The sequence below is a fragment of the Streptomyces albireticuli genome (genome assembly GCF_021228125.1).
Lineage (GTDB): Bacteria > Actinomycetota > Actinomycetes > Streptomycetales > Streptomycetaceae > Streptomyces > Streptomyces albireticuli.
Map to the genome: position 1 here is coordinate 31,972 of NZ_JAJQQS010000013.1, position 20,808 is coordinate 52,779.

Annotated in this window: 18 protein-coding genes; 3 read left to right on the plus strand and 15 right to left on the minus strand. The window is 72.1% G+C overall.

Going from position 1 to position 20,808, the window contains the following annotated elements:
- Positions 1-110 precede the first annotated feature (110 nt).
- The 3 genes from abc-f to LUZ64_RS22880 form a co-directional block, all read right to left on the minus strand.
- A complete protein-coding gene (abc-f, locus tag LUZ64_RS22870) occupies positions 111-1,757 on the minus strand; it encodes a ribosomal protection-like ABC-F family protein (protein ID WP_095583529.1) in 1,647 nt (548 codons plus the stop codon).
- Between the two features lie 272 nt (positions 1,758-2,029).
- Entirely contained in the window at positions 2,030-3,577 is a 1,548-nt protein-coding gene (locus LUZ64_RS22875) for an RICIN domain-containing protein (RefSeq protein WP_095583530.1), read from the minus strand.
- A 263-nt stretch (positions 3,578-3,840) separates the two neighbouring features.
- Complete coding sequence (locus tag LUZ64_RS22880) at positions 3,841-4,290, minus strand: hypothetical protein (protein WP_107426676.1); 450 nt, start codon at positions 4,288-4,290, stop codon at positions 3,841-3,843.
- A 231-nt stretch (positions 4,291-4,521) separates the two neighbouring features.
- Between LUZ64_RS22880 and LUZ64_RS22885 the strand changes: the two genes are divergently transcribed.
- Positions 4,522-5,793: a phosphatase PAP2 family protein gene (locus tag LUZ64_RS22885; RefSeq protein ID WP_095583531.1), complete on the plus strand. Its 1,272-nt coding sequence runs from the start codon at positions 4,522-4,524 to the stop codon at positions 5,791-5,793.
- A 90-nt stretch (positions 5,794-5,883) separates the two neighbouring features.
- Here LUZ64_RS22885 and LUZ64_RS22890 read toward each other — a convergent pair whose 3' ends face one another.
- Both LUZ64_RS22890 and LUZ64_RS22895 read right to left on the minus strand, forming a co-directional pair.
- Positions 5,884-7,131, minus strand: a complete 1,248-nt coding sequence (locus tag LUZ64_RS22890; protein WP_095583532.1) for a serine hydrolase domain-containing protein — start codon at positions 7,129-7,131, stop codon at positions 5,884-5,886.
- Between the two features lie 39 nt (positions 7,132-7,170).
- Positions 7,171-7,530, minus strand: coding sequence for a hypothetical protein (locus tag LUZ64_RS22895; protein ID WP_143593388.1), 360 nt, complete (start codon positions 7,528-7,530; stop codon positions 7,171-7,173).
- Between the two features lie 290 nt (positions 7,531-7,820).
- Here LUZ64_RS22895 and LUZ64_RS22900 point away from each other — a divergent pair, with 290 nt between their 5' ends.
- Positions 7,821-8,237: a peptidase inhibitor family I36 protein gene (locus LUZ64_RS22900; RefSeq protein WP_095583534.1), complete on the plus strand. Its 417-nt coding sequence runs from the start codon at positions 7,821-7,823 to the stop codon at positions 8,235-8,237.
- A gap of 38 nt (positions 8,238-8,275) precedes the next feature.
- Here the strand turns inward: LUZ64_RS22900 and LUZ64_RS22905 are convergent, their stop codons facing one another.
- The 7 genes from LUZ64_RS22905 to LUZ64_RS22930 form a co-directional block, all read right to left on the minus strand.
- Complete coding sequence (locus tag LUZ64_RS22905) at positions 8,276-9,301, minus strand: alpha/beta hydrolase (protein ID WP_095583535.1); 1,026 nt, start codon at positions 9,299-9,301, stop codon at positions 8,276-8,278.
- Positions 9,302-9,448: 147 nt separating this feature from the next.
- Positions 9,449-9,997 (minus strand): class I SAM-dependent methyltransferase, encoded by a 549-nt coding sequence (locus LUZ64_RS22910; RefSeq protein ID WP_095583536.1) that lies wholly within the window; start codon positions 9,995-9,997, stop codon positions 9,449-9,451.
- A gap of 111 nt (positions 9,998-10,108) precedes the next feature.
- Positions 10,109-10,243: a hypothetical protein gene (locus LUZ64_RS37220; protein WP_267897202.1), complete on the minus strand. Its 135-nt coding sequence runs from the start codon at positions 10,241-10,243 to the stop codon at positions 10,109-10,111.
- Positions 10,244-10,278: 35 nt separating this feature from the next.
- Positions 10,279-11,331 (minus strand): sphingomyelin phosphodiesterase, encoded by a 1,053-nt coding sequence (locus LUZ64_RS22915; RefSeq protein WP_170116879.1) that lies wholly within the window; start codon positions 11,329-11,331, stop codon positions 10,279-10,281.
- A 213-nt stretch (positions 11,332-11,544) separates the two neighbouring features.
- Positions 11,545-12,084 carry a flagellar hook-length control protein gene (locus LUZ64_RS22920; protein ID WP_095583538.1) on the minus strand — a complete coding sequence of 180 codons (540 nt, stop codon included), beginning with the start codon at positions 12,082-12,084 and terminating at the stop codon, positions 11,545-11,547.
- A gap of 163 nt (positions 12,085-12,247) precedes the next feature.
- On the minus strand, positions 12,248-13,471 hold the full coding sequence (locus LUZ64_RS22925; RefSeq protein ID WP_095583539.1) for an acyl-CoA dehydrogenase family protein: 1,224 nt from the start codon (positions 13,469-13,471) through the stop codon (positions 12,248-12,250).
- Between the two features lie 80 nt (positions 13,472-13,551).
- Positions 13,552-14,058: a flavin reductase family protein gene (locus LUZ64_RS22930; RefSeq protein ID WP_095583540.1), complete on the minus strand. Its 507-nt coding sequence runs from the start codon at positions 14,056-14,058 to the stop codon at positions 13,552-13,554.
- A gap of 127 nt (positions 14,059-14,185) precedes the next feature.
- On the opposite strand from LUZ64_RS22930, the gene LUZ64_RS22935 reads away from it, so the two are divergent.
- Positions 14,186-14,956 (plus strand): FadR/GntR family transcriptional regulator, encoded by a 771-nt coding sequence (locus LUZ64_RS22935; protein WP_232390329.1) that lies wholly within the window; start codon positions 14,186-14,188, stop codon positions 14,954-14,956.
- A 73-nt stretch (positions 14,957-15,029) separates the two neighbouring features.
- On the opposite strand, the gene LUZ64_RS22940 is transcribed toward LUZ64_RS22935, so the two are convergent.
- From LUZ64_RS22940 to LUZ64_RS22950, 3 genes are all read right to left on the minus strand, one after another.
- A complete protein-coding gene (locus LUZ64_RS22940) occupies positions 15,030-16,256 on the minus strand; it encodes a cytochrome P450 (protein ID WP_095583541.1) in 1,227 nt (408 codons plus the stop codon).
- 85 nt (positions 16,257-16,341) lie between these two features.
- Positions 16,342-17,553: a cytochrome P450 family protein gene (locus LUZ64_RS37565; RefSeq protein WP_095583542.1), complete on the minus strand. Its 1,212-nt coding sequence runs from the start codon at positions 17,551-17,553 to the stop codon at positions 16,342-16,344.
- Complete coding sequence (locus LUZ64_RS22950) at positions 17,550-20,729, minus strand: amino acid adenylation domain-containing protein (RefSeq protein ID WP_232390330.1); 3,180 nt, start codon at positions 20,727-20,729, stop codon at positions 17,550-17,552. Before LUZ64_RS22950 ends, LUZ64_RS37565 begins: the two co-directional genes overlap by 4 nt.
- Between the last annotated feature and the right edge of the window lie 79 nt (positions 20,730-20,808).

The window sequence follows — 20,808 nt, forward strand, 5'->3', positions numbered from 1 at the left end:
ATCGCCCGCGCGCCCCGCGCCGGTCGTCTTCACCGTGGCCGCGTCCGAGCCTCAGGGCCGCGGCCGGTACGTCCCGGCCCGGCCCGACGCCTAAGGCCCGGCCGGGAAGGTCAGCGCATCCGGCCGCCGCGCAGCTCCCACCGCTCCCCCGGGAACCGCTCGCGGAAGCCGCGGTCGTGCGAGACCGCCACCACCGCTCCCGGGTACGCGGCGAGCGCCGCCTCCAGGTCCTCGACCAGGTCGAGCGCGACGTGGTTGGTCGGCTCGTCGAGTACGAGCAGGTCCGCGGGCCGGGTCACCAGGCGCGCGATCTGCAACCGCCGCTGCTGCCCGGCCGACAGCGCCGCGACCGGAACGTACAGGTCTTCCTCGCGGAAGAGGCCCAGCGCGAGCAGCCGGCCGGCGTGTTCCTCCGGCGGCCCGTGCCGCCCGGCCGCGAAGGCGGCGAGCAGCGGGAACCGTGTGGAGCGCGTGGGCAGTTCCTGCGCCAGGTAACCGATCCGGGCGGGGCGGCGCACGGTGCCCGCGTCCGGCTCCAGGTCGCCTGCCAGGACGCGCAGCAGCGTCGTCTTGCCCGCCCCGTTCCCGCCCGTGACCAGCAGCCGCTGCCCGGGCACGATCACCAGCGGCCCGTCCAGGCGCAGCCGCTCGCCGACCGTGACGCCGTCGAGCTCGGCGAGCGGGCCGTCGGCCGGGGTCGCGCCGCCCGCCGTCGTCGGCGCCGCCGTGAACCTCAGTGGTTCCGGAGGCTCCGCCACCGGGTTGCGCCGCAGGTGGGCCAGTCGCTCCCGGACCGCCCGCACCTGCCCGCCGAGCTTCGCCTCGTGCGAGCGGCGGTGCTTGCCGAAGCCCTGGCCCGGGTCCCTGCCGGTGGTGGCCAGCCGCCGGCCGGCGGCCTCCAGCAGTTCCTCGGTACGGGCCGACTCCTGGAGCCAGTCCGCGTACTCCCGCTCCGCGCGGCGCCGGGCGGCGGCCTTCGCGGCGCGGTAGCCGGTCCAGCCGTCGCCGTACCGGTGCACCGTGCGCGCGTCCCGGTCGACCTCGAGGATCGTGGTGGCGATGCGCTCCAGGAAGCCACGGTCGTGCGTGACCGCGACGACGGTGCCGCGGTGAGCGCGCAGGTGCTCCTCCAGCCAGCGCACGGCCGGCGCGTCGAGGTGGTTCGTCGGCTCGTCGAGGAGGAGCAGCTCGGGGGCGGCGGCCAGCACGCAGGCGAGCGCGAGCCGCGACCGCTCACCGCCGGAGAGCGAGCCGAGCACGCGCTCGCGGGTGATCCCGGCGAGCCCGAGCCCGTGCATGGCGGCGTCGACACGGGCGTCCGCCTCGTACCCGCCGCGTTCCTCGTACGCGATCAGCAGCTCGCCGTACGCGGCGAGTTCGTCCTCCGACGCCTCGCCGAGGCGTTCCTCGGCCGTGCGCAGCCGGCGCTCCATGGCGCGCAGTTCGGTGAGGGCGAGGTCGACGGCGTCGCGTACGGTGCGGTCGAGGGCGAGGCCGAGGGTCTGGGCGAGGTGGCCGGTGCCGCCGGGGAAGCTGACGGTGATCTCTCCGGCGTCCGGTGTCTCGGACGCGGCGAGCAGCCGCAGCAGGGTGGACTTTCCGGAGCCGTTCTCGCCGATGACGGCGGCCTTCTCACCGGGGCGGACGGTGAAGGAGACCTGATCGAGGACGGTCCGGGTGCCGTAGGTCTTGGTGACGTCCTGGACGGACAGCTGGGCCACGGCGGCGGGCGCGGCGGTACGGGCGCGTTCGCGCATCTGACTTTCCCTGGGAGTGCGAAGTGTCTACGGGCGGCAGAAACGGCGGCGTCGGCCGTGCCCGGACTCAGAGAAAGTAGAAGAAGGCCATGCCCCCACCATAACAAGACGGCTCGTCTCGCTGCGAGCGATATATTTCGCGTCCGCCGTCCACGCCGTGGACCCGGCCGGTTCGGGCGGGCTCGCCGGCCGGACGCGAACACCGCGTCCCCCTGCCGATCCGCGGCAGGGGGACGCGGTCGTTCAAGGTGGTGGTCAGGTCACGTGCTCGGTCAGCACTCGATGACGCCCTTGGCGATGCCCTTGAACGCGCCGGTGAGCATGCCGATGGCGACTCCTTCGGGGCCGGTCAGGGCGCCCACGACACCTCCGGTGACGATGCTGGTGCCGATCTTCTTGGCCATGCACTTGTCGTGCTCGTCGCTGTTCTTGGCAGCGGGGGCGGCCGTGAAGGACTTCGCCGCCGTCATCGTCTTCACGGTCTTCGCGGCGGCGGTGCCGCTGCCCAGGGAGTAGGTCGGGGGCGTGATCGTGCCGGTGACGGTGTCGCCGGTGACGCCTTCGATGGTCTGGGTGACGTTGTTGCCGTCCACCGCGAGGCTGACCTTGTGGGTCGTGCCGTTGGTGTCCGTGACGGTGCCGGGCTGCACCGTCGCGATCGTGTTGCCGTCGGCGTCATTGACCTGGACACCGCCCTTGTAGGCGGTCAGCTTGCCGCCGGCGGGCACCTCCATGGCGGCCGTCGCGGTCTTCGCGAGAGCGGCGGGCTTCACGCCGGTGCCGCCGGCGCCGCTGCCGGGTGCGTCCGTGCTGGTGCGGGCGACGTACATCGTGGAGCCGGCGGCCGAGTTGACGACGGGGACGGTCACGGTCGCGTCGGTGGTCCAGGGCTGGTTGTCGGTGTTGAAGGTCCAGGTGCCGGTGACCTTCTTGCCGACGGCGGCGAAGTCGACCCATCCGTAGTTCTTGGCCGGGACGTCGATCGCGATGCCGTTCACGGTGGTCTCGTCGGACTGGTAGGTCTGCGTCGCGGTGAGCTGGTTGGAGATCATCGCCTGGACCGGGGTGGAGACACCGATGGAGGACGAAAGGCCCGCGGAGTACGACTGTGCCCAGCCGGAGTGGTAGATCGTGGTGAAGACCTGCTTCATGGTGCCGCTGGTGTCGTTGTACCAGACCGACGAGGCGGGCTGACGGGGCAGGACTTCGGGCTGTCCTTCGGACTTCTGGGTCCAGGTGCAGGTGGAGGTCTTCTTCGCGCACAGGTCGGCGTAGTAGTCGAGGGCGAGGCTCTTGGCTTCGGCGGCCTTCGACGCGGGGACGGTCCATTCCTGGCTCGCGCTGCCGTTGCAGGCGTTGGGCTGGGCGAGGATGCCCCACAGGTGGAGGCCGCCCCGGTTGTCCATGCAGTACTCGGCGCCGGTGGAGTCGTCGCGGCGGACGATGCCGAAGGAGTGGGGCTTGCCGTCCACGGGGCGGAAGTGCCACTGCTCGCCGTCCTTGCCGCAGGACTGCTGCACGGCGGGCTGGGAGGCGTAGACGCACTTCCCGGAGGAGGTGCTCGCGATGTTGAACGTGCCGGGGGCGCCGAGCTTGATCAGCCGCCATTCCTTGTAGTTGGCGCCGTCGGGGGTGACGGATATCTGGTTCCCGTCACGGTTGCCGGTCGCGTTGAGGGTGCCGTCGGTGTTGGTGAAGGTGTAGGCGTCCGTCGCGGCGGCCGCGGGAGGCGCGGTCGCCGCGAGGACGGGGAGGAGAAGGGTCAGGGCGGCGGCCGGCGCGGTGACGAGTCTCGCGGCTCTCTTGATGGTTCTCTTCATGATCACTTTCCGTGGTGAGTCTGCGTCCGTATCGTTTCCGTGGTGCTCCTGTCGCGTTCGGTGAGCGTAGGGTGACAGAAGCCGGAATAGCGGATTCCTGACAGAACTCGCATCAGTGATCTAGGACACCGCCCCGAGGAACCGATGGCCGCCTCGGCCATCACCTGAACGAGCGGTTTCACCCCCAGGTCGCCGCGCGACCATCGCGGAGCGGCCCGCACCCCGGTCGCCGCTTCCGGGTGCGGGCCGCGACATCGACACTCTCAGCGGGGCATGAAGGAGAAGTACGGCTGGAACGGATCGCTCCAGAAGCGGCCTGACGGAACCAGGAATGTCGCGCTGTCCCGACAGGTGGCCCTGGGCCAGAGGTCCACCGTGCGGTTGGTGTGGTTGGCGCCCCTGATCGCCCCTGCGGCCGTCTCGTAGCAGACGCCGATCTCCGGATCCGGCACGACCGTCCGGTTCCCCGAGCGGTCGAACCACTCGAAGTAACACCGGCCGGTGCCTGGCGAGTCACAGGCCAGCTCCAAGGCCCGCGCCTGAGCCTGGGGGCGGGGGGCGCCCGGCCGCCCGGTCGAGGATGCCGTGGCCCACACCAGCTCGCACGGCAGTGCCGTCAGCCGGGGCCCGTGCGCCGGAGTGATCCTGTTGATCAGCGGGTTCGCGACAGCCGGACGCGGGCCGCCGAGCGCAGGATCGACCGACCCGGGCATCACCCGTGACCAGCGAAACCCACCCGCATCGCTTCGATAGCATGACCGAACTCGTGACGAGCGCCGCCATCGCCCGTCCTTCACCGGAAACCATACTGTCCGGCACGAAGAGTGCCTTATTTGACCAAAACACCTAACAAATCGGCCAAACACTTGATATCTATAGCATCGCGGGTGCTTTCGCGAATAAATTCCAGAATTCCATTCGCCGCGTGGCGTCAACCACGGGTGATGCTGTGGACCGCGGCGAGCGTGGTGGCACTCGGGTTTTTCATCATGCTGGAGATCGCCGCGCGCCACTACGGCCTTCCGGGGCCGATGACCAATCAGGCGAAAGAGGTGATACTCGCTCCCAAATCGGGACCGCTGTTGTACGCCAGCATGGCGTTGATGATGGTGGTGCTCACCTGGCGGGAACGGTTCATAGCGGCTGGTGTCGCGGTCGGAATCGACATCGTCTTCTTTCTGGTGCGGTGGGCCGTCGATGCCAAGATGATGTTCGGCAACGGCGCTTTGTGGGTGATTCTGGGCTGTGCGGTCATGGCCGTCACACGCCGCTCCGGCCGGGAACGCGTCCTTCTCCTGAAGGGCGTCGGACTGGGCCTGCTGCTGGTGGCCGGCCGCAAGACAGGTGATACCTGGCTGCTCATCACGTCGAAGACCCGCCCCATGGTGCTCGACCAGTACGTGGCGACGGCCGATCACGCGCTGGGCGACCCGTCGTGGGTCGCGGGCCGGATCGTCGAGGCCACCGGCACGATCGGTGAGCACGTTCTCGACTACGTGTACATCCAGCTCGCGGTGGCCGCGGTGGCCGTCGCGCTGTACCAGCTGCGCAACGTGGCGACCGACCGCCGCTTCCCGGGCCATCACCTGGTGCGCACCTTCCTGGTGATCGGCCTCCTCGGACCCGGCATCTACATGATCTTCCCGGTGGTCGGGCCGATCTTCGCCTACGGCGCCGACGGCGGGCACTGGGCGGTGGCCGATCTGTGGCCGAACACACCGCCGCCGGTCGGCACCCCGCACCAGATGCCGTTCGACGAGATCACCCCTCGCAACTGCATGCCCAGCCTGCACACGGCGTGGGCCACCGCGATATTCATCCATTCCCGAAAGGGCCCGCGAATCCTGCGATGGGCGGGCACGTTCTGGCTTGTCGCCACGCTCGGCGCGACGCTGGGATTCGGCTACCACTACGGCACGGACATCATCGCCGGTGTGGTGTTCACGCTCACGATCGAAGCGGCACTGCGCTCGCTCGACCGGGGCTGGGACCGGGCCGGAATTCAGCTGGTCGCCTACGGCGCGACGGTATTCACCGCATTCCTGGTGTCCTACCGTTATCTGCCGATGGAGATGGCCGAATACCCGTGGGTGTTCGGACCGCTTCTCATTCTGGCGATGGTCTCCGTGATCTACGGATATGTGCGGACCAGCAGGCTCTGGGAACCGAAGGCCGCACCGGTTCGGCAGGCGAAACCGCAACCGGAACTGGTCTAAATCAGTTCGCGACAGGTGGTGGACGCTCCGCGACGGCCCTCGAGAAGGCGGCCGTCGCGGACCCGCGTCGAGATCCCGTGAACGCGCCCGTCAGCGACCCCTGGTCACGGACAGCTTGTGGCCGGGGTACACGTGCCCGGGGCTCACGATGCGGGTGACCGCCTGGCCGAGGAGCGTGCTGGGCTCCTGGCCCTTGTGCAGGACGTCGGTGTTGAGGAGAACGACGAGGGTCGCCCGCGCCTGAGGCAGGTAGACGGTCAGGCTCTCGTACCCGGGCAGCGATCCGTTGTGGCCGATCCAGCCGTTCACGTCGAAGATCCCCAGGCCGTAGCCGGCGTGCGGAATGCCCGTCGGCAGGGCCTTCAGGCGCTCGGCCTGCGTGGCGCGCGTCAGCAGTGTGCCGGTGGCGAGGGCGTGGGCCCAGCTGCGCAGGTCCCGCATGTCGGAGATCATCGCTCCCGCGGCCCAGGCCCAGCTGGGGTTCCAGTGGGTCGCGTCCACGATCTTGCCGGAGGCCGGCTGTTCGGTGTAGCCGTGGGGGTGCGGCGCGGGGAACTCCGCCCCCGTGGGGAAGAGTGTGCGGCGCAGCCCGGCGGGCTTCAGGACGTCCTGTTCGATGACCTCGCGCAGCGGCCGGCCGGTCACCTTCTCCACCACCAGCCCGAGCAGGATCAGGTTGGTGTTGCAGTACTCGAACTTCGCCCCCGGCGCGAACCCCACCGGATGCCTGAAGGAATAGTCCAGCAGCTGTCGCGGGGTGAAGGGGCGTTCGGGGTGGGCGAAGAGCGCCTTGTCGAAGCCCGCGTCCTCGCTGTAGTTGTAGAGGCCGCTGCGCATCTCCGCCAGTTGACGCAGGGTGATGCGGTCACCGTTCGGGACACCGCTGACGTATCTGCCGATGGCGTCGTCCAGGCCGGCCTTTCCCCTGTCGACCAGCCGGAGGAGGGCGGTGACCGTGAACGTCTTGGTCTCGCTGCCGATGCGGACGTGGAGATCGGGCCTCATCGGCGCGCCGGTCGTCTTGTCCGCCACGCCGAAGGCCCGCACGTAGCTTCCCTTACCGGGAGCCCACAGCCCCACGATCACTCCCGGCACCCGCGCCTCGTCCATGGTCCGGCGCACCGCCGTATCCAGTTTCGCCGCGACGGCCGGGGTGAGCCGCGCGAAATCCGTGTCCGAGGACGAGGACGAGGACGGGGGCGAGGCGAGGGCCGTGTGAGTGGACCGCGCCGGATCAGCGGCCCCGTACGCGGGGCCCGCGACGGCCGGGGCGACGAGCACTCCGGCGGCGGCAGCGGCCACGCAGGCCCGGTACAGCCCGGCGAGGGACGGCTTCACGGCGTGCGCTCCTGTCGTCCGGGGACCAAGGCAACGGCATCAGCCTAGGTCCGCGCCCCCGCGGTCGCGAGGCGAGTCGTCCGGAGCACCTGCCCTGCCCCACGCGGACGGCCTCGCGGAGCGGTCGGAGAGGCCCGCCGCGGTGTCGGCGAGGCGGAAGCGGGCACCGAGCGCCAGGTCCGGGCAGGCCGCCCCGACCTGAGCGAAGGCCCGCGGGTCGGCGGCCTCGCCGCCGGTGAGCACGGTGTGCGGCCCGCGCAGCGCGCCGGGGTCGCCCGCGGCGATCCGGTCGAACCAGGCGGCGGTGTGGAAGAGCCCCGTTCCTCCGGGGAGTCCCCCGTGTGCCGGTGTCCGAAGGACTACGCCCGGACCACCGGCACACGGGGTTCGTGCACCCACCACGACAACGACACAACACCGGGCGACGTCACGCCCGGTTCCGCGGCCGGTTCGGGACAGCCTCGGCACGCGAGGCTCCCCTGAACAGACGTCCGGCCGCACAGGGCCTGCCCCGTGCGGCCGATTCCCGGTACCGTCGGGCGGCGGGCCGAGCCGTGGACGAACCGCGTTCCGCTCACCGGGCCGGCAGCCCTCCGCGGCGCCCGTCCGGAACGGCACGTGGTGACGGTACGGGCGGCTCCCTTGATGAGGTGGCGAGTCCCGGGATTCGGATCAAGGAGCGTAAGCGGATGAGGAACACGAAGCGTGCCCTTCGCGTGCTGACGGCCGTCGCGGCCGCCGTCGTGCTGCCGGTGCTGCCGGTCTCCACGGCCCACGCGGCCGACGGGTACGACCGGTGCCCTGTGGGCTCCTACTGCATGTTCTCGGGCCTCGACGGCACCGGCGACATGGTCGCGCTGAGAGCGAGCACCCCGGATCTCACGGCGGTCGGCATGAACGACCGTGCCAAGTCGGACTGGAACCGGACCTCTTCGACCATGTACCTCTGGTCCGACGTGAACTACTCCGGCTGTACGGCCGTCACCTCCGCCGGTCCGACGGGCAAGGGCAACTTCTTCCCCACCTACCGGGACTTCTTCAGTTCGGTGCGGTTCGACGGGCCGGGCGGCATGAGCTGCGGCACGCCGCCCGGCGAAGGCGGCTGACAAGGCGCGCCCGCCCCCGGCCGGCGCCCCAGGGTGCCTCACCCGGCGGGCCGGTTCTCCTTGCCGGACTGCGCGAGGAGGCGCCGGAGCCAGCGGGTGCGGGCGTCGCGCGCGTCCTGGCTGACGGCCGCCTTCGGTGACAGGCCGTCGAATCCGTGGTAACCGCCCGACCATACGTGCAGTTCGGCCTGGCCGCCGGCCTGCCAGATCGCGTTCGCGTAGGCCATGTCCTCGTCCCGGAACATCTCGGCCGACCCGACGTCGATGTAGGCCGGGGGGAGGCCGGAGAGGTCGGTGGCGCGGGCGGGGGCCGCGTAGGGCGACAGGTCGGCGGCGCCGTAGCACTCCCCCAGCAGTGCCTGCCACGCGGTCTCGTTGGACGTGAGGTCCCAGATGCCGGTACCCGACATCTGCCGGCCGGAGAAGGTGGTGCGATCGTCGAGCATCGGGCAGAGCAGCAGTTGCCCCAGCGGCCGGGGGCCGCCGCGGTCACGGGTCAGCAGGGTGAGGGCGGCGGCGAGTCCGCCTCCGGCGCTCTTGCCTCCGATGATGACGCGGTCCGCGTCGACGCCCAGTTCGGCGGCGTGCGTCGCCGCCCAGACGAGTCCGGCGTAGCAGTCCTCGAGCGGTCCCGGGTACCGCGTCCCCGGTGCCAGCCGGTACTCGACGGATATGACGGCCATCTCCAGTGGCAGCACCCACTCACTGAGGATGCGCGGCAGCACGGACCACGCGTTTCCCATGATCATCGCGCCTCCGTGCATGTAGTACAGCAGGGGCAGCGGGCCGGTGAGCCCGGCGGGGCGGGCGCTGACGAGCGTCACGTCCGGGCCGCCGGGCGGGCCCGGCACACGGAACTCCGTCACGTCGAAACGGCCGTCGGCGCGGAGGTCCTCGGCCGTCGGCCTGGGCCGGGACGCGGCGTCCCGCTCCCGCCGGGCCTCGAGGTTGTCCGGGGTGAGCGGCTCCCTCGGCTCCGTCCCGGCGACCGCCGTCAGCGCGGCTTCCAGTTCGGGGTCGAAGGGAGGTGCCGCCTTGGTTTCCGGGACGCGGCGGACGCTCATGACGCACCCCCCGCGTGGACGGCGCGCCACCCGGCATCCCGTCGGAAACAGCTCGATCGCACACACACGCGTCCGGAGAACTCTTGCCTGACATCCATGCGGCGTAGCCAATCACACCACCGTGCGGCGCCGTCGCCCAAAGCACACTCACCGCTTCCTGTAGGCGAGGCGCAGGTTCTGGAGCCCGTGGTGTGACCGGACGAGCACGAGCCCTTCGCCCTGGGGCCGTGGGGCGGTGAGCGCGGACGCGCGGCGGCGACGGGGCATCAGGGGGCGCCACAGGAACAGCACGAGCTGCCCTCCCGGGCGTAGTACGCGTTCCGCCTCCGCCAGCGCCGCGCGCTGGTCGGGCATCTCCTCCAGGCTGTAGCTGTACAGCAGGGCGTCGAGGCTCGCGGAGGCGAAGGGCAGGGCGAGGCCGTCCCCGGCGATGTGGGCGGTGGTGGCGCCCGTTCCCGTGGCGCGTCGGGCGCGCGGGTCGTGGGCGGCCGGGTCCAGGGCCACGAGGAGGCTGCCGGAGCCCAGGTGGGCGGCGAGGGCGGGGGTGTAGAAGCCGCCGCCGCTGCCGATCTCGGCGCAGCGAGTGCCGGGGACCGGGGCGATCCAGCGGACGTCGCGGGACGGGCTGTCGCCCAGGGCGGCCCGGATGAGGCGGTGGCTGATGAAGGCGTAGCAGAAGGCGGGGGTCCTGGGCATGGAGGATCCCTCCCCCGCACCGCCGTCCGGCGAACGATGATCAGGCGAATGAGCGCAGGGGTGCCGAGGCCACGGTCTCCGCTACCCGTTCGGGCCGATGGCGCCGGCCGGTCACCGGCGGGTGCCGCCGTGCGCGTACGGGGCGCGCGCCCCGGCTCCGTGCCGGACGGGCCGTACGGCGTCGTCGGCGGGCACCTGAGTGGGGCCGCCGGAGCGGGAACCGGCCTGGACGGGTGTACGAGCCACGTGGCGCGGCCCGTACACGCGCATCCGAGGACGGGTCAGGGGGCGGTGGTCACGCGGGCGACCAGGGGCTGGTGGTCGGAGGGGATCTCCGCCAGGGGGTCCCCTCCCTTGTGGAGGCCGTCGTAGCTCACGACGCGCCCGTCAGTGAAGGTGGGAGCGGGGCCGTTGCCGTTGATGTAGCCGATGTAGTCGAGGCGGTTGCGGTACTTGGCGTAGCTGCCCTTGGCGTCGTCGCGGAGCTTGGCGCGGGCGTTGCCGACCATGTCGTAGGTGTACTGGGTGATGTTCTGCGGGGCGAGCTTCCCGCCGAGGGCCTTATCGGCCTCGGCCACGTCACCGCTGACCGCCCCGGTGGGTGCGCGGCCGTCGCCCGCGTCGGGCGCGTAGTACTCGACGTTGAGGTCTCCCGCGACGATCACGGGGCGGCCGCCCGACTTCTCCGAGGCCCAGGCGCGCAGTTCCCTCAGCTGTTCGAGGCGGACCTTGCGGGTGTTCGCGATGGGGCTGCCCGACTCCTCGTCCGCCTGAAGGTGGGTACCGGCGACCCAGACGGGGGCGCCGTCCACCGAGAGGCGTACGAGGGCCGCGCCCTTGTTGGACTTGTAGTCGCTGGTCTTGCTGTCGGCGCTCCGGTAGACGAGCTGGTGGGATTCGAGGACGGGGTACTTGCTGAGAATGGTCACACCACCGTTGACGACGAACGGGGAGTTGCTGCAATTGCCCGCGTAACTGGTCCAGTTGCCCTTTCCGCCGCAGTGTTCGCCGACGAGCGAGCTCTGGTGCGGATAGGTCTTCCGGAGGTCCTCTCGCATGGCCTGGGCGTACTTGTTGAACGCCTCGTCCAGCACCACGACGTCGGGGTTCTCCCGCCGGACGACCTCGGCTGCCGCGGTCGCGCGCTCGGTGCGGCGGTCGCTGCCCCATGTGCGGGCGACCGCGGTGATGGAGGGGAGCTGTTCGACGTTGAAGGCCATCACGCTGATGACCGGGGCCTTCTCGGCGGCGATGGCCGTTCCGGCGGGCAGGGGTGACAGGATCAGCGCGGCCCCGGCGGCGGCGAGCGCTATGTGGGGGGTCTTGGTGGTCACTTGGTCTCCGATCTCCGGTGGTGGAGACTCGGCGGCAGCGCGGCGGGCACGGAACCGCGCCCACGGTGTCCCGGGGGTTCCGGCCGCCGCGTGACGATCGAGCCCTTGCTCAGAAGTCTTCATAGCTGACGGGACCTCAGGCAGGGCCTTTGGTCCTTTGCTGAATGAAAGGCTCCACTATGACATGACAGCGAGGAAGGGCCCGTTGCGCGGTCAGCTCCAGGGGTTGGCCGGCTGGTCGTTGATGGCTGTCCAGAAGCGGGTGCCGGCGGGGACGTCTCCGTAGGCCCAGAAGCTCCAGCCCCCCGAGCTCTCGAGGTTGGGGCCGTATCTGCCGTCGTGGAACTCGGCCATGCGCCACCCCGGGCCGAAGTTGTTCGCGCAGACTCCGTCGGCGACCGCGCGGCTGGTCAGGCGGGTGCCGCGGATCGGGCCGGTGGCCGCGACCGTGCCACGTGCCCAGCCCGCGTAGAAACCGGGGGTGATGCCCGCGGGGGCCGGCTGTCCGTCGACTCTCAGGCAGAGCAGGGGCAGCGCCGTGGAGGTGGCGGTGTCACCCTGGTAGGCGTTGCTCAGCGGGCCGCCGCCCACCTGGACCGTTCCGCTGGGGCCGTCCGCGAGCAGTGTCCAGGTCATGGCCTTGCCGTTGGCGTTCCCGGAAGGGGTCGCGGCGGTCGCGGTCGGGGTCATGAGGCTCCCCGCCGCGGCCAGTGCCGCGGCGCCGAGAGCGAGGACCGTCTTCATCGAGCGCATGATTTCTCCTCACCGACGTGACATGAGATACATGGCGTGACGGTGGGGATTCTTCACGCTCTTCACAAGACATCCAAGGAGGGAACCGGACACCGCGCCGGAGGCGCACAACGGACTCCCGCCGGTGAAGGGGGCCGCCGCCGGGCGCCCCCCCCCCGCCCGGTCAGACGAACGGGGTGATCCGCTCCTCGACCCCGAGCAGCAGCTTTCCGTAGATCTCCATGCCCACCGCGGGCGTGGACGCCGCGTGCCGGCCGGCCACGCTCGCGTCGCGCCAGATCCGCTGGAGGGCGTTGGTGTCCGCGAAGGATCCGGCGCCGTGGACATTGAGCAGGGTGCCGAGGGCGGACATGAGGTTGTCGATGGCGTGTCCGGTGTCGGCGCGCACACGTGCCCGGGTCAGCACGTCGAGGTCGTCGCTCCGCGCCGCGGCCGTGTCGAGGTCGTCGGCGGCCCGGTGCACGTGCAGATGGGCGGTGTCGATTTTCATGGCGGCCTCGGCGACCTGGAGCTGGACGCCGACCGACTCCCTCTGGGTCTCGTAGTACGTGTACGAGATCGGCTTGGTCGCGGTCTTCTCGGTGACGAGCTTCAAGGCGGCGCGCCCCAGGCCGAGCTGGGGGCCGGCGAGGCCGACCGCCAGGAGCGGGGCGAACGCGGTGCGGAACAGGCCGCTCGGGCCGTGGTCGGCGGGGACGTCCCCTTCGATGGCGCCGGGTACGGACATCACCCGGTGCCCGGGCACGAAGACGTCCTCGGCGATCACGCAGTTGCTGGCGGTGCCCCGCAGTCCGGCGACGAACCAGGTGTCCTCCAGTGTCAGTTCGGACCGCGGGACCAGGACCATGGCCTGGTCGACCACCTCGCCGTCCTCGTCGGTGACCGGCATGCCGAGGAGGGCCCACGAGGAGTGCGAGGAGCCCGAGTTGTAGTACCAGCGGCCGGTCATCCGCCAGCCTCCCTCGACCTTGCGGCTGGTGGCGGTCGGGCCGAACACCCCGGTGACCCGGACGTCGGGGTGGGCGCCGAAGACCTCCTCCTGCGCCTGCTCGGGGAAGAGCGCGGCCAGCCAGTTGCAGGTGTTGACCACGGCGGTCACCCAGCCGGTCGAACCGTCGCCCTCGGCTATCGCGGCCGTCACGTCGATCAGGGTGCGCACATCGCTCTCGTAGCCGCCGAAGCGGCGCGGCACGGTCAGCTTGAACAGCCCGGCCTCCGTCAGCGCCTCGATCACTTCGTCGGTCACCCGCCGCTCCGCCTCGATCCGGGCGGCGTGCTCGCGCAGCAGCGGCTGGAGCGCCTCCGCCCGCGCCACGAGCTCGGCACGGGTCGGGGCCGGGGCGTGCGCGGCGGCGGACGGCGCGGGACGGGAATGCGTGGTGGTCATACGGGTCTCCTGGTTGACGTGGAACCGGCTGAGGCGGGTCCGGTCGAGGTGGGTCCGGTCGGTGTTTGTCCGGCTGGGGTTCATCGCGCGAACGCGGAGTGGGTGCCGAAGGTGCGGTAGCCGTAGACGAGGGGCGCGGCCTCGGCCGTACGGACGTGGCCGACGTCGCCGAGGAGCAGCAGATGGTCGCCGCCCTCGACCGCGGAGCCGAGCTCGCACACGAGCCAGCCCGGGGCACCGGTCAGCCGCGGCAGCCCGTGGTCGTAGTGCCAGGGCGCCCCGGACGCGGTGAAGCGGTCGGGCACCCGGCGGGCGAAGGTCCTGGCCAGGTCGTCCTGGTCGTGGCCGAGCACGTTCACCCCGAAACGCCCGGTCGCCAGGATGCGGGCGAGGACGTCGGAGGAACGGTCCAGGGCCACCGAGACCATCGCCGGGTGGAGTGACAGCGAGGTGAAGGCGCTGACCGTCGCTCCGTACGGGACGCCGTCCTGAGTGGCCGTCACGATCGTCACCGGGGCGCAGACCCCGGCCATCGCGTCGCGGAAGTCCTGCTCGATCGAACCGGTCGCACCGGTCACTGCGGCCATGCCCGCTCCCCTCTAATCATCATGATGATTACGGTGATCATGCATGTGGTTTACGAAAGACGTCAAGAGGTGCGATGCTATTCGTCATAATCAATTCCGGCGGGTTGTCGGGGACCGAGGAGGCGCCGTGGGAACCGCAGACCACCGCACAGGCGGGCGCGACACGGGCCACCCGCGTGACGGTGCCGAACCCCCCGCCCTGCGCCGCGACGACTGGGAGCGCCCCTCCTCCCCCTCCCGCGCCGAGATGGCCGCCGAGCGCATCGCCCAGCGCGTCACCCGCACCGAACCGGGTGCCCGCCTCGGCACCAAGGACGAACTGCGCACCGCGTGCGGAGTGTCCGTCGGCACCTTCAACGAGGCCCTGCGGCTCCTCCAGGCGCGCGGCCTGGTCACGGTGCGGCCCGGCCCCGGCGGGGGGCTCTTCGCCGCCCGGCCGGCCCCCGCCGCGCGCCCGGACGCCTGGCCCCGGGACCTGGACGAGCAGCACCCGGACGAGGCCGCGCGCATCCGCGACGCCCTCGACCCCCTGCTCGTCGAGGACGCCCTGTGGCACGCGTCCCCCGCCGACGTCGCCGGGTTGCGGCGTCACCTGGCCGCCCTCGCCGAGGCCGCCGACGCCGCCGACCCGGTCGCGTTCGCCCACGCCGACCGGCTGCTGCGCGCCCGCCTCGCCGCCCTCAGCCCCGGCACACTGCTGCGTTCGCTGTACGACGGCCTGCTGACGGTCGCCGAACAGGCGGGGCACACCGCCGGCCCCGAGCTCCTCCGGGCCCGGTACGACCGTCACGCCGCCCTCGTCGACGCCCTCGACGGCCGCGACCGGGACCGGGCCCTGCGGCTGGCCGCCACCCGCGTCGGCACTCCGGAAGCGGGCGGGGCTCCGGCCCCCGAGTGAGCAAACGACGAGGCCACAGCCCATGGGGCTGTGGCCTCGTCACTTCAGGCGGTGGCGGTGCCGGGTGCCGGCGCTACCAGGTCACGGGGATCCCGGCCGCCATGATGGCCATGCGGTCGGGGTGCCAGGGGACCTCCGACGGCGGCACGGCGAGACGGACGCCGGGGAGGCGGTCGAGGAGGACGCGGAAGGCGATGTCGGACTGACGGCGCACCAGGTGGGCGCCGGGGCAGTGGTGACGGCCGTAGCCGAAGCGCAGGTGCGGGTTGGGGGAACGGGTGGGGTCGAAGCCCTCCGGGTCGGCGAACGCGGCGGTGTCGTAGTTGACCGCGTCCAGGGAGAGCAGGACCATCTCGCCCTTCTTCACCTCCGCGGAGCCGAGCCGCGCGTCCCGGGTGACGAAGCGCGGGATGGCGTTGCCCAGGACGACGCTGCAGCGCAGGAGCTCCTCGACGCACTGCGGCATCGTCTCCGGGCGGTCCCGCAGCCCGCTCATGACCTCGGGGTGCTGGAGGAGGTTGAAGGCGGCGACGCCCAGAAAGCTCGCGAAGTCCTCGTAGCCGCTGACGAAGAGGACGGACACGATGTTCGACAGCTGCCGGTCCGTCAGCCCCTGGTGCGCGGCGTTGAGGTCGGCCAGGCGGTCCGCCAGGCCGCGCGGCTCGCCGGGGCGGCGGGCCGCCATGTGCTCGTGCATGTAGACGCGGATCTCCTCCCAGTTGCGGGCGAGCTCCTCGTGGGTGGGGGTGACCATGGTCAGGTCGAGATCGGCCCGTACGGCGAGCCAGGCGTGGTCCTCGAAGGGCAGTCCGAGCAGCCGGCACATGCACTGCCCCGCGACCCACTCCGCGAAGTGGTGCTGGAGGTCGCCGGGGCCGCCTTCGCGGACCATCGCCTCCAGGCCCTCGCGGGTCATGGCCTCGACCCAGTCGGCGGGGAGTTCGGGCTGGTTGCGGCCGAGGGCCTTGAGCACCTCGTCGCGCAGCCCGGCCTTCTGGAGGTGGTTCATGGCGTCGAGCAGTTCGGGCGCCAGGATCGGGGCGTCCTGCCCGGGGCTGTCCGCCTCGGCCAGGACGGAGCGGGCGAAGGCGCGGTCGCGCAGCACGTGCTGCGTCAGCTCGTAGCCGGTGACCAGCCACGCCTCGTCGCCGGAGTTGGTGCTGACCCGGGCCACGGGGCAGCGGCCGCGCAGCTCGTGGAGTTCGGGGGCGAGCCGGTCGCCCCGGGTGCTGAAGGGGTAGTGCGGCAGGGGCGCTTCGTGGGGGGATTCCTCGGAAGCGGGTGCCTGGGGTGCGGTCATGGCGTGCGGGTCTCTCTTCCGTGCGTGTCTCGGGCCGGGTTTCCTGGGGTCGCGGCGCGCGGGGACGCGGCGCCGGGGCGGCGTGTCACCAGCGCACGGGCAGCCGGGCCGGGGCGCGCAGCGGGGTGGACTCGTCCCAGGGGATGGTGTCCGCCGGCACGGCGAGCTCGATGCCGGGAAGCCGTTCGAGCAGCACCTCGATCAGGATGGTGAGTTGCATGCGGGTCAGGTGCCCGCCCGTGCACGCGTGCGGGCCGTGCCCGAACGCGACGTGCGCGTTGGGGGTCCGGGTCAGATCGAGGCGGTCGGGGTCGGCGAACGCCTCCGGGTCGCGGTTGGCGGAGGCCGGCACCGGGACGACCGCGTCCCCGGCACGGATGTGCTGCCCGTGCAGGGTGAGGTCCTCCTTCGCGACGAGGATGTTGATGGCGTTCATCAGCGGGACGTACCGCAGCAGTTCCTCCACCGCGGTGCCGATCCGCTCGGGCGCCTCGCGCAGCGTCCGCAGCTGCTCGGGGTGGGTGAGCAGGGCGAGCAGGGCGTTCCCGGTGTGCTGGATGTTGGTCTTGTATCCGGCCATGAGCATGGTGACGACGAAGCTGACGACGTCGTCGCGGGTCAGCTCGCTGCCCGGACGGCCGGCCTCGGCCAGCAGCAGCCGGATGTAGTCCTCGCCGTCGGTGTCCTTCTCCTTGCGGGAGATGAGCTCCTCGGCGTAGTCCTGCAGCGCGTACAGCGCCGCGAGCACCTCCTCCATCGTCAGCCCGGCCGCGCCGAGGAGCGCGAGGGTGTGCGGCAGGTAGACGTCGCGGTCCTCGTAGGGCAGGCCGGTGGTCTCGCACAGCACGCGCAGCGGCAGCGGGTCGGCGTACGCGGCGACGAGGTCCGCCGTGCCGTCCTCGGACCCGGCCACCATCGCGTCGATGAGCTCCCCGGCCATCGTCCGGATCCGGGGCTCCATGAACTCCAGCCGCTTCCGGCCGAACATCGGCAGGACGGTGCGGCGTACGCGCTCGTGGTGCGCGCCGGTCATCTCCAGGAAGGTCGGCAGGCACGGCGGCGGGGCGTCGGCCCCTTCGCGGGGCGGCCAGGCCGACAGCAGCGGCCGGACGAGCCGGGGGTCGGCGAACGCGGCGCGCACGTCGTCGTAGCGGCTGATCAGCCAGCCCGTCTCGCCGTTGGGCAGCTGTGCCTTGACGACGGGCCGCTCGGTGCGCAGGCGGGCGTAGGCGCAGGGCGGGCCCGCGGTGCCGGGCTCGACCTCCGGGACCGGGACGAGTGCTTCGGGCGGGTTCACGCGGTGTGCTCCGATCCCGCCGCGGCGTGGTGCGGCGTCGGGTGGTCCGGTACGGGCGCGGGGCGGGTGAGGTAGCCGGAGGCGAAGAAGTACTCCAGGTACCGGTCCAGCAGCGCGGAGTCCACCGGCGGGCAGTGCAGTCCGCTGTCGGCGAGCGCTTCCTCGGCGTTGCGCCGGCCCAGGACCGGGAAGACGTCCTTGAGGTACATCTCCTTGACGGACATGTCGGCGTTGCGGCTGCGGTCGACGCACAGGGACACGAACGGCGCCGTGGCGCTCGTCGGGTTCTCGGCGACGTAGCGCACCAGCTCACCGACCCAGCGGTCGTACGGCAGCGTGCGCGGGGTGAAGCCCGCCGCGCGCATCCGGTCCAGGACGTCCGAGAACATCGCCGGGCGGGGGTTGGTGACGTGGTAGACCCGGCCGTCGGCGGGCCGGTGCGTGGCGATGTGGACCAGGGACTCGGCGAGGTGGTCGACAGGGACGAAGTCCATCGGCAGCTCGATGTCGGGGGCCAGCCCCGTCTCGGCGACCGTCTTGAACAACGAGCAGATGGCCGTCTCGGTGTTGCACGCCCCGGTCGTCCGGTCGCCGGTCACCTCGTACGGCCGGTACACGGCCACGGGCAGGCCCTGTTCGGCGGCCCGCCGCAGGACGCCTTCGGCGACCCACTTGCTCTCGGCGTAGCCCATGGTGAGCCCGTCCGCGTGGTCGAGCGGCAGGTCCTCGTCCACCTCGTGCACCCCGGCGGTGCCGAACCCGGCGACGACGGCGACGGTCGAGACGAAGTGCACCGGGACCCGGCGGGGTGCCGCGATGCGGACGACCTCCCGGGTGCCGTCGACGTTGGCCGGCCGCAACTGCTCGTACGGGTAGAGGAAGTTGACCCGGGCGCCGTTGTGCACGATCAGGTCCAGCCGGCCGGTCAGTTCGGCGGTGTGCACGGCCGACAGCCCCAGCCCCGGCTGGGTCAGGTCGCCGGGGAAGCACTCGACCCGCCGCCACTCGGTCTCGTCGAGGCTCAGTCCGTAGCGGGTGAGGGCGGTGCGCACCCGCTGCTGGGCGTGTGCGGGGCTCGTCGCCCGTACGGGGCAGTGGACGCGGGCGGTCGTCGAGCGCAGCAGGCGGTGCAGCAGGAACACTCCGACGAATCCCGAGGCGCCCGTGAGCAGGACGTCCTTCGGGTCGTGCGGGCACGGTGCCGGGCCTTCGGCGACCGGCAGGGAGAAGCCCAGTTCGGTTTCGCGCGCGAAGTCGACGTGCGGTTCGCCGTCCGTCGCCGCGCCGAAGCCGCCCCGGGCCTCGCGCACGGCGGCCGTGAAGCCCTCCAGGGTGGGCGCGGCCAGCAGGGCCCTGATGAGGGTGGAGCCCAGGGCGGCGTCGAGGCTGAGCACGGCGAGGGTGCGGGTGACGGCTTCCGAGGCGAGCAGGGAGTCGCCGCCGAGGAGGAAGAAGTCGTCCTGGGGCGCGGGGCGTACGCGCAGCACCCGCTGCCACACCTCGGTGAGGACGTCGAGCAGGCCCTCGATCTTCGGCTCGTCCGTCTCCTCGGCCGTCACCGCGTCGTCGTCGCGGCCGGTCAGTGGTGCGGCGGACTTCAGGCGGGCGCGGTCGACCTTGCCGCCGCTGGTCACGGGGAAGTGGTCCATGGGCACCAGGGCCGGGACGGCCTGCGGGGGCAGCCACTGCGCGCAGTACGCGCGGAGGGCGGGGAGCGGCAGGGGGGTGCCGGGGCGGGCGGCCGTGACGTAGGCGGTCAGGGAGCCGGATTCGACCTCGACGACGGCTTCGCCGACCTCGGGGTGTGCCCGCAGCCGGGTCTCCACCTCGTCGAGCTCGACGCGCGCGCCGCGCAGCTTGACCTGCCGGTCGAGGCGGCCGCGGTACTCCAGCAGGCCGTCGGCGGTCCGCACGACCCGGTCGCCGGTCCGGTACAGCGGCCCGTCCGGTTCGACGGCGGGCAGGGCGACGAAGCGTTCGGCGGTCAGCCGCGCGTCCCCGAGGTAGCCGAGGGCCAGTCCGTCGCCGCCGACGTACAGTTCGCCCTCCTCGCCCGGCCCGGCGAACGAGCCGTCGGGGCGGAGGACGTGGCAGGTGGAGGCGCCGAAGGGGCGGCCCAGGGGGACGGTCGTGGCGTCCTCGGGCAGCGGGCGCAGCACATGGGCGGTGGAGACCACGGCGTTCTCGGTCGGGCCGTAGAAGTTGACCACGGTGGTGGCCGGGCAGGCGGCGAGGACGGCGTTCGCCAACCGCGGGTCCATCGCCTCCCCGCCGGCGGAGACGTGCCGCAGCGTGGCCAGCGCCTCGGGGCGGGTGCGGGCGACGAGGTGGAAGACGCTCGTCGTCAGGTAGGCCATGGTCACGCCCTGCGCGAGGAAGAGCCGCTCCAGGGCGAGGGGCGAGAGCAGTTCCTCCCGGTCGGCGATGACCAGGCAGGCGCCGGTGAGCAGCGCGCCCCAGATCTCGATCGTCGAGGCGTCGGAGGAGAGCCCGTAGGCGTGCAGCACCCCGTCGCCGGGGGCGGGCGGGGGCAGCTCGGGGTCGGACAGCACGAGGCGGACCACGCCCCGGTGCGGTATCGCGACGGGCTTCGGGCGGCCGGTCGTCCCGGAGGTGAAGACCACGTAGGCGCAGTCGGTCGCGGAGTCGGTGCGGGGGCGGTCGAGGGGCTCGGTCCGGAGTGCGGGGCGGTCGAGGGAACCGACCTCGACTGACGCGCGTAGACCTCGCACGGGACGCGTGCTGCCCGGCAGGGTGACGGCGGCGCTCAGCCCCGCGTCCTCGGCCATGGCCCGCAGGCGGGCCGGCGGAAGGTCGTCGTCGAGAGGTACGTACGCGCAGCCGGCCTTGAGGATGCCCAGCAGTGCCACCAGCGCCTCCAGCGAGCGGCCGCCGCACACGCCGATGAGGTCACCGGGACGGACGCCGCGTGCGAGCAGGCGGGCCGCCAGGGCGTCGGCGTGGGCGTCGAGCTGCCCGTAGGTCACGCTGCGCTCCCCGTGCCTGGCCGCCGGCGCGTCGGGCCGCGCGGCGGCCTGCGCTTCGAACAGCTCGGGTATGAGGCTGTTCCGGGGGTAGCCGGCCGCGAGCGTGCCGGGCGCCGCCGGCGACGGGGCCGGCGAGGGGGCCGGGCTACGGGGTAACAGCAGGTGTGACGAAACGTCGGTGTCGGTCATCGAGTCCTTCTTGCTTGTGGGGCTTCGGCGCGGCTGCGCGCCGTTGGTGCGGGTAGGGGGTGCGGAGGAGGCGTCGGCG

Coding starts and splice junctions, on each gene's coding strand:
- LUZ64_RS22925 (WP_095583539.1), bottom strand. CDS start 13,471: ATGACCACCACGCATTCCCGTCCCGCGCCGTCCGCCGCCGCGCACGCC.
- LUZ64_RS22920 (WP_095583538.1), bottom strand. CDS start 12,084: ATGCGCTCGATGAAGACGGTCCTCGCTCTCGGCGCCGCGGCACTGGCC.
- LUZ64_RS22930 (WP_095583540.1), bottom strand. CDS start 14,058: ATGGCCGCAGTGACCGGTGCGACCGGTTCGATCGAGCAGGACTTCCGC.
- LUZ64_RS22880 (WP_107426676.1), bottom strand. CDS start 4,290: ATGCCCGGGTCGGTCGATCCTGCGCTCGGCGGCCCGCGTCCGGCTGTC.
- LUZ64_RS22875 (WP_095583530.1), bottom strand. CDS start 3,577: ATGAAGAGAACCATCAAGAGAGCCGCGAGACTCGTCACCGCGCCGGCC.
- LUZ64_RS22940 (WP_095583541.1), bottom strand. CDS start 16,256: ATGACCGCACCCCAGGCACCCGCTTCCGAGGAATCCCCCCACGAAGCG.
- LUZ64_RS22885 (WP_095583531.1), top strand. CDS start 4,522: ATGCTGTGGACCGCGGCGAGCGTGGTGGCACTCGGGTTTTTCATCATG.
- LUZ64_RS22950 (WP_232390330.1), bottom strand. CDS start 20,729: ATGACCGACACCGACGTTTCGTCACACCTGCTGTTACCCCGTAGCCCG.
- abc-f (WP_095583529.1), bottom strand. CDS start 1,757: ATGCGCGAACGCGCCCGTACCGCCGCGCCCGCCGCCGTGGCCCAGCTG.
- LUZ64_RS22910 (WP_095583536.1), bottom strand. CDS start 9,997: ATGCCCAGGACCCCCGCCTTCTGCTACGCCTTCATCAGCCACCGCCTC.
- LUZ64_RS22900 (WP_095583534.1), top strand. CDS start 7,821: ATGAGGAACACGAAGCGTGCCCTTCGCGTGCTGACGGCCGTCGCGGCC.
- LUZ64_RS22905 (WP_095583535.1), bottom strand. CDS start 9,301: ATGAGCGTCCGCCGCGTCCCGGAAACCAAGGCGGCACCTCCCTTCGAC.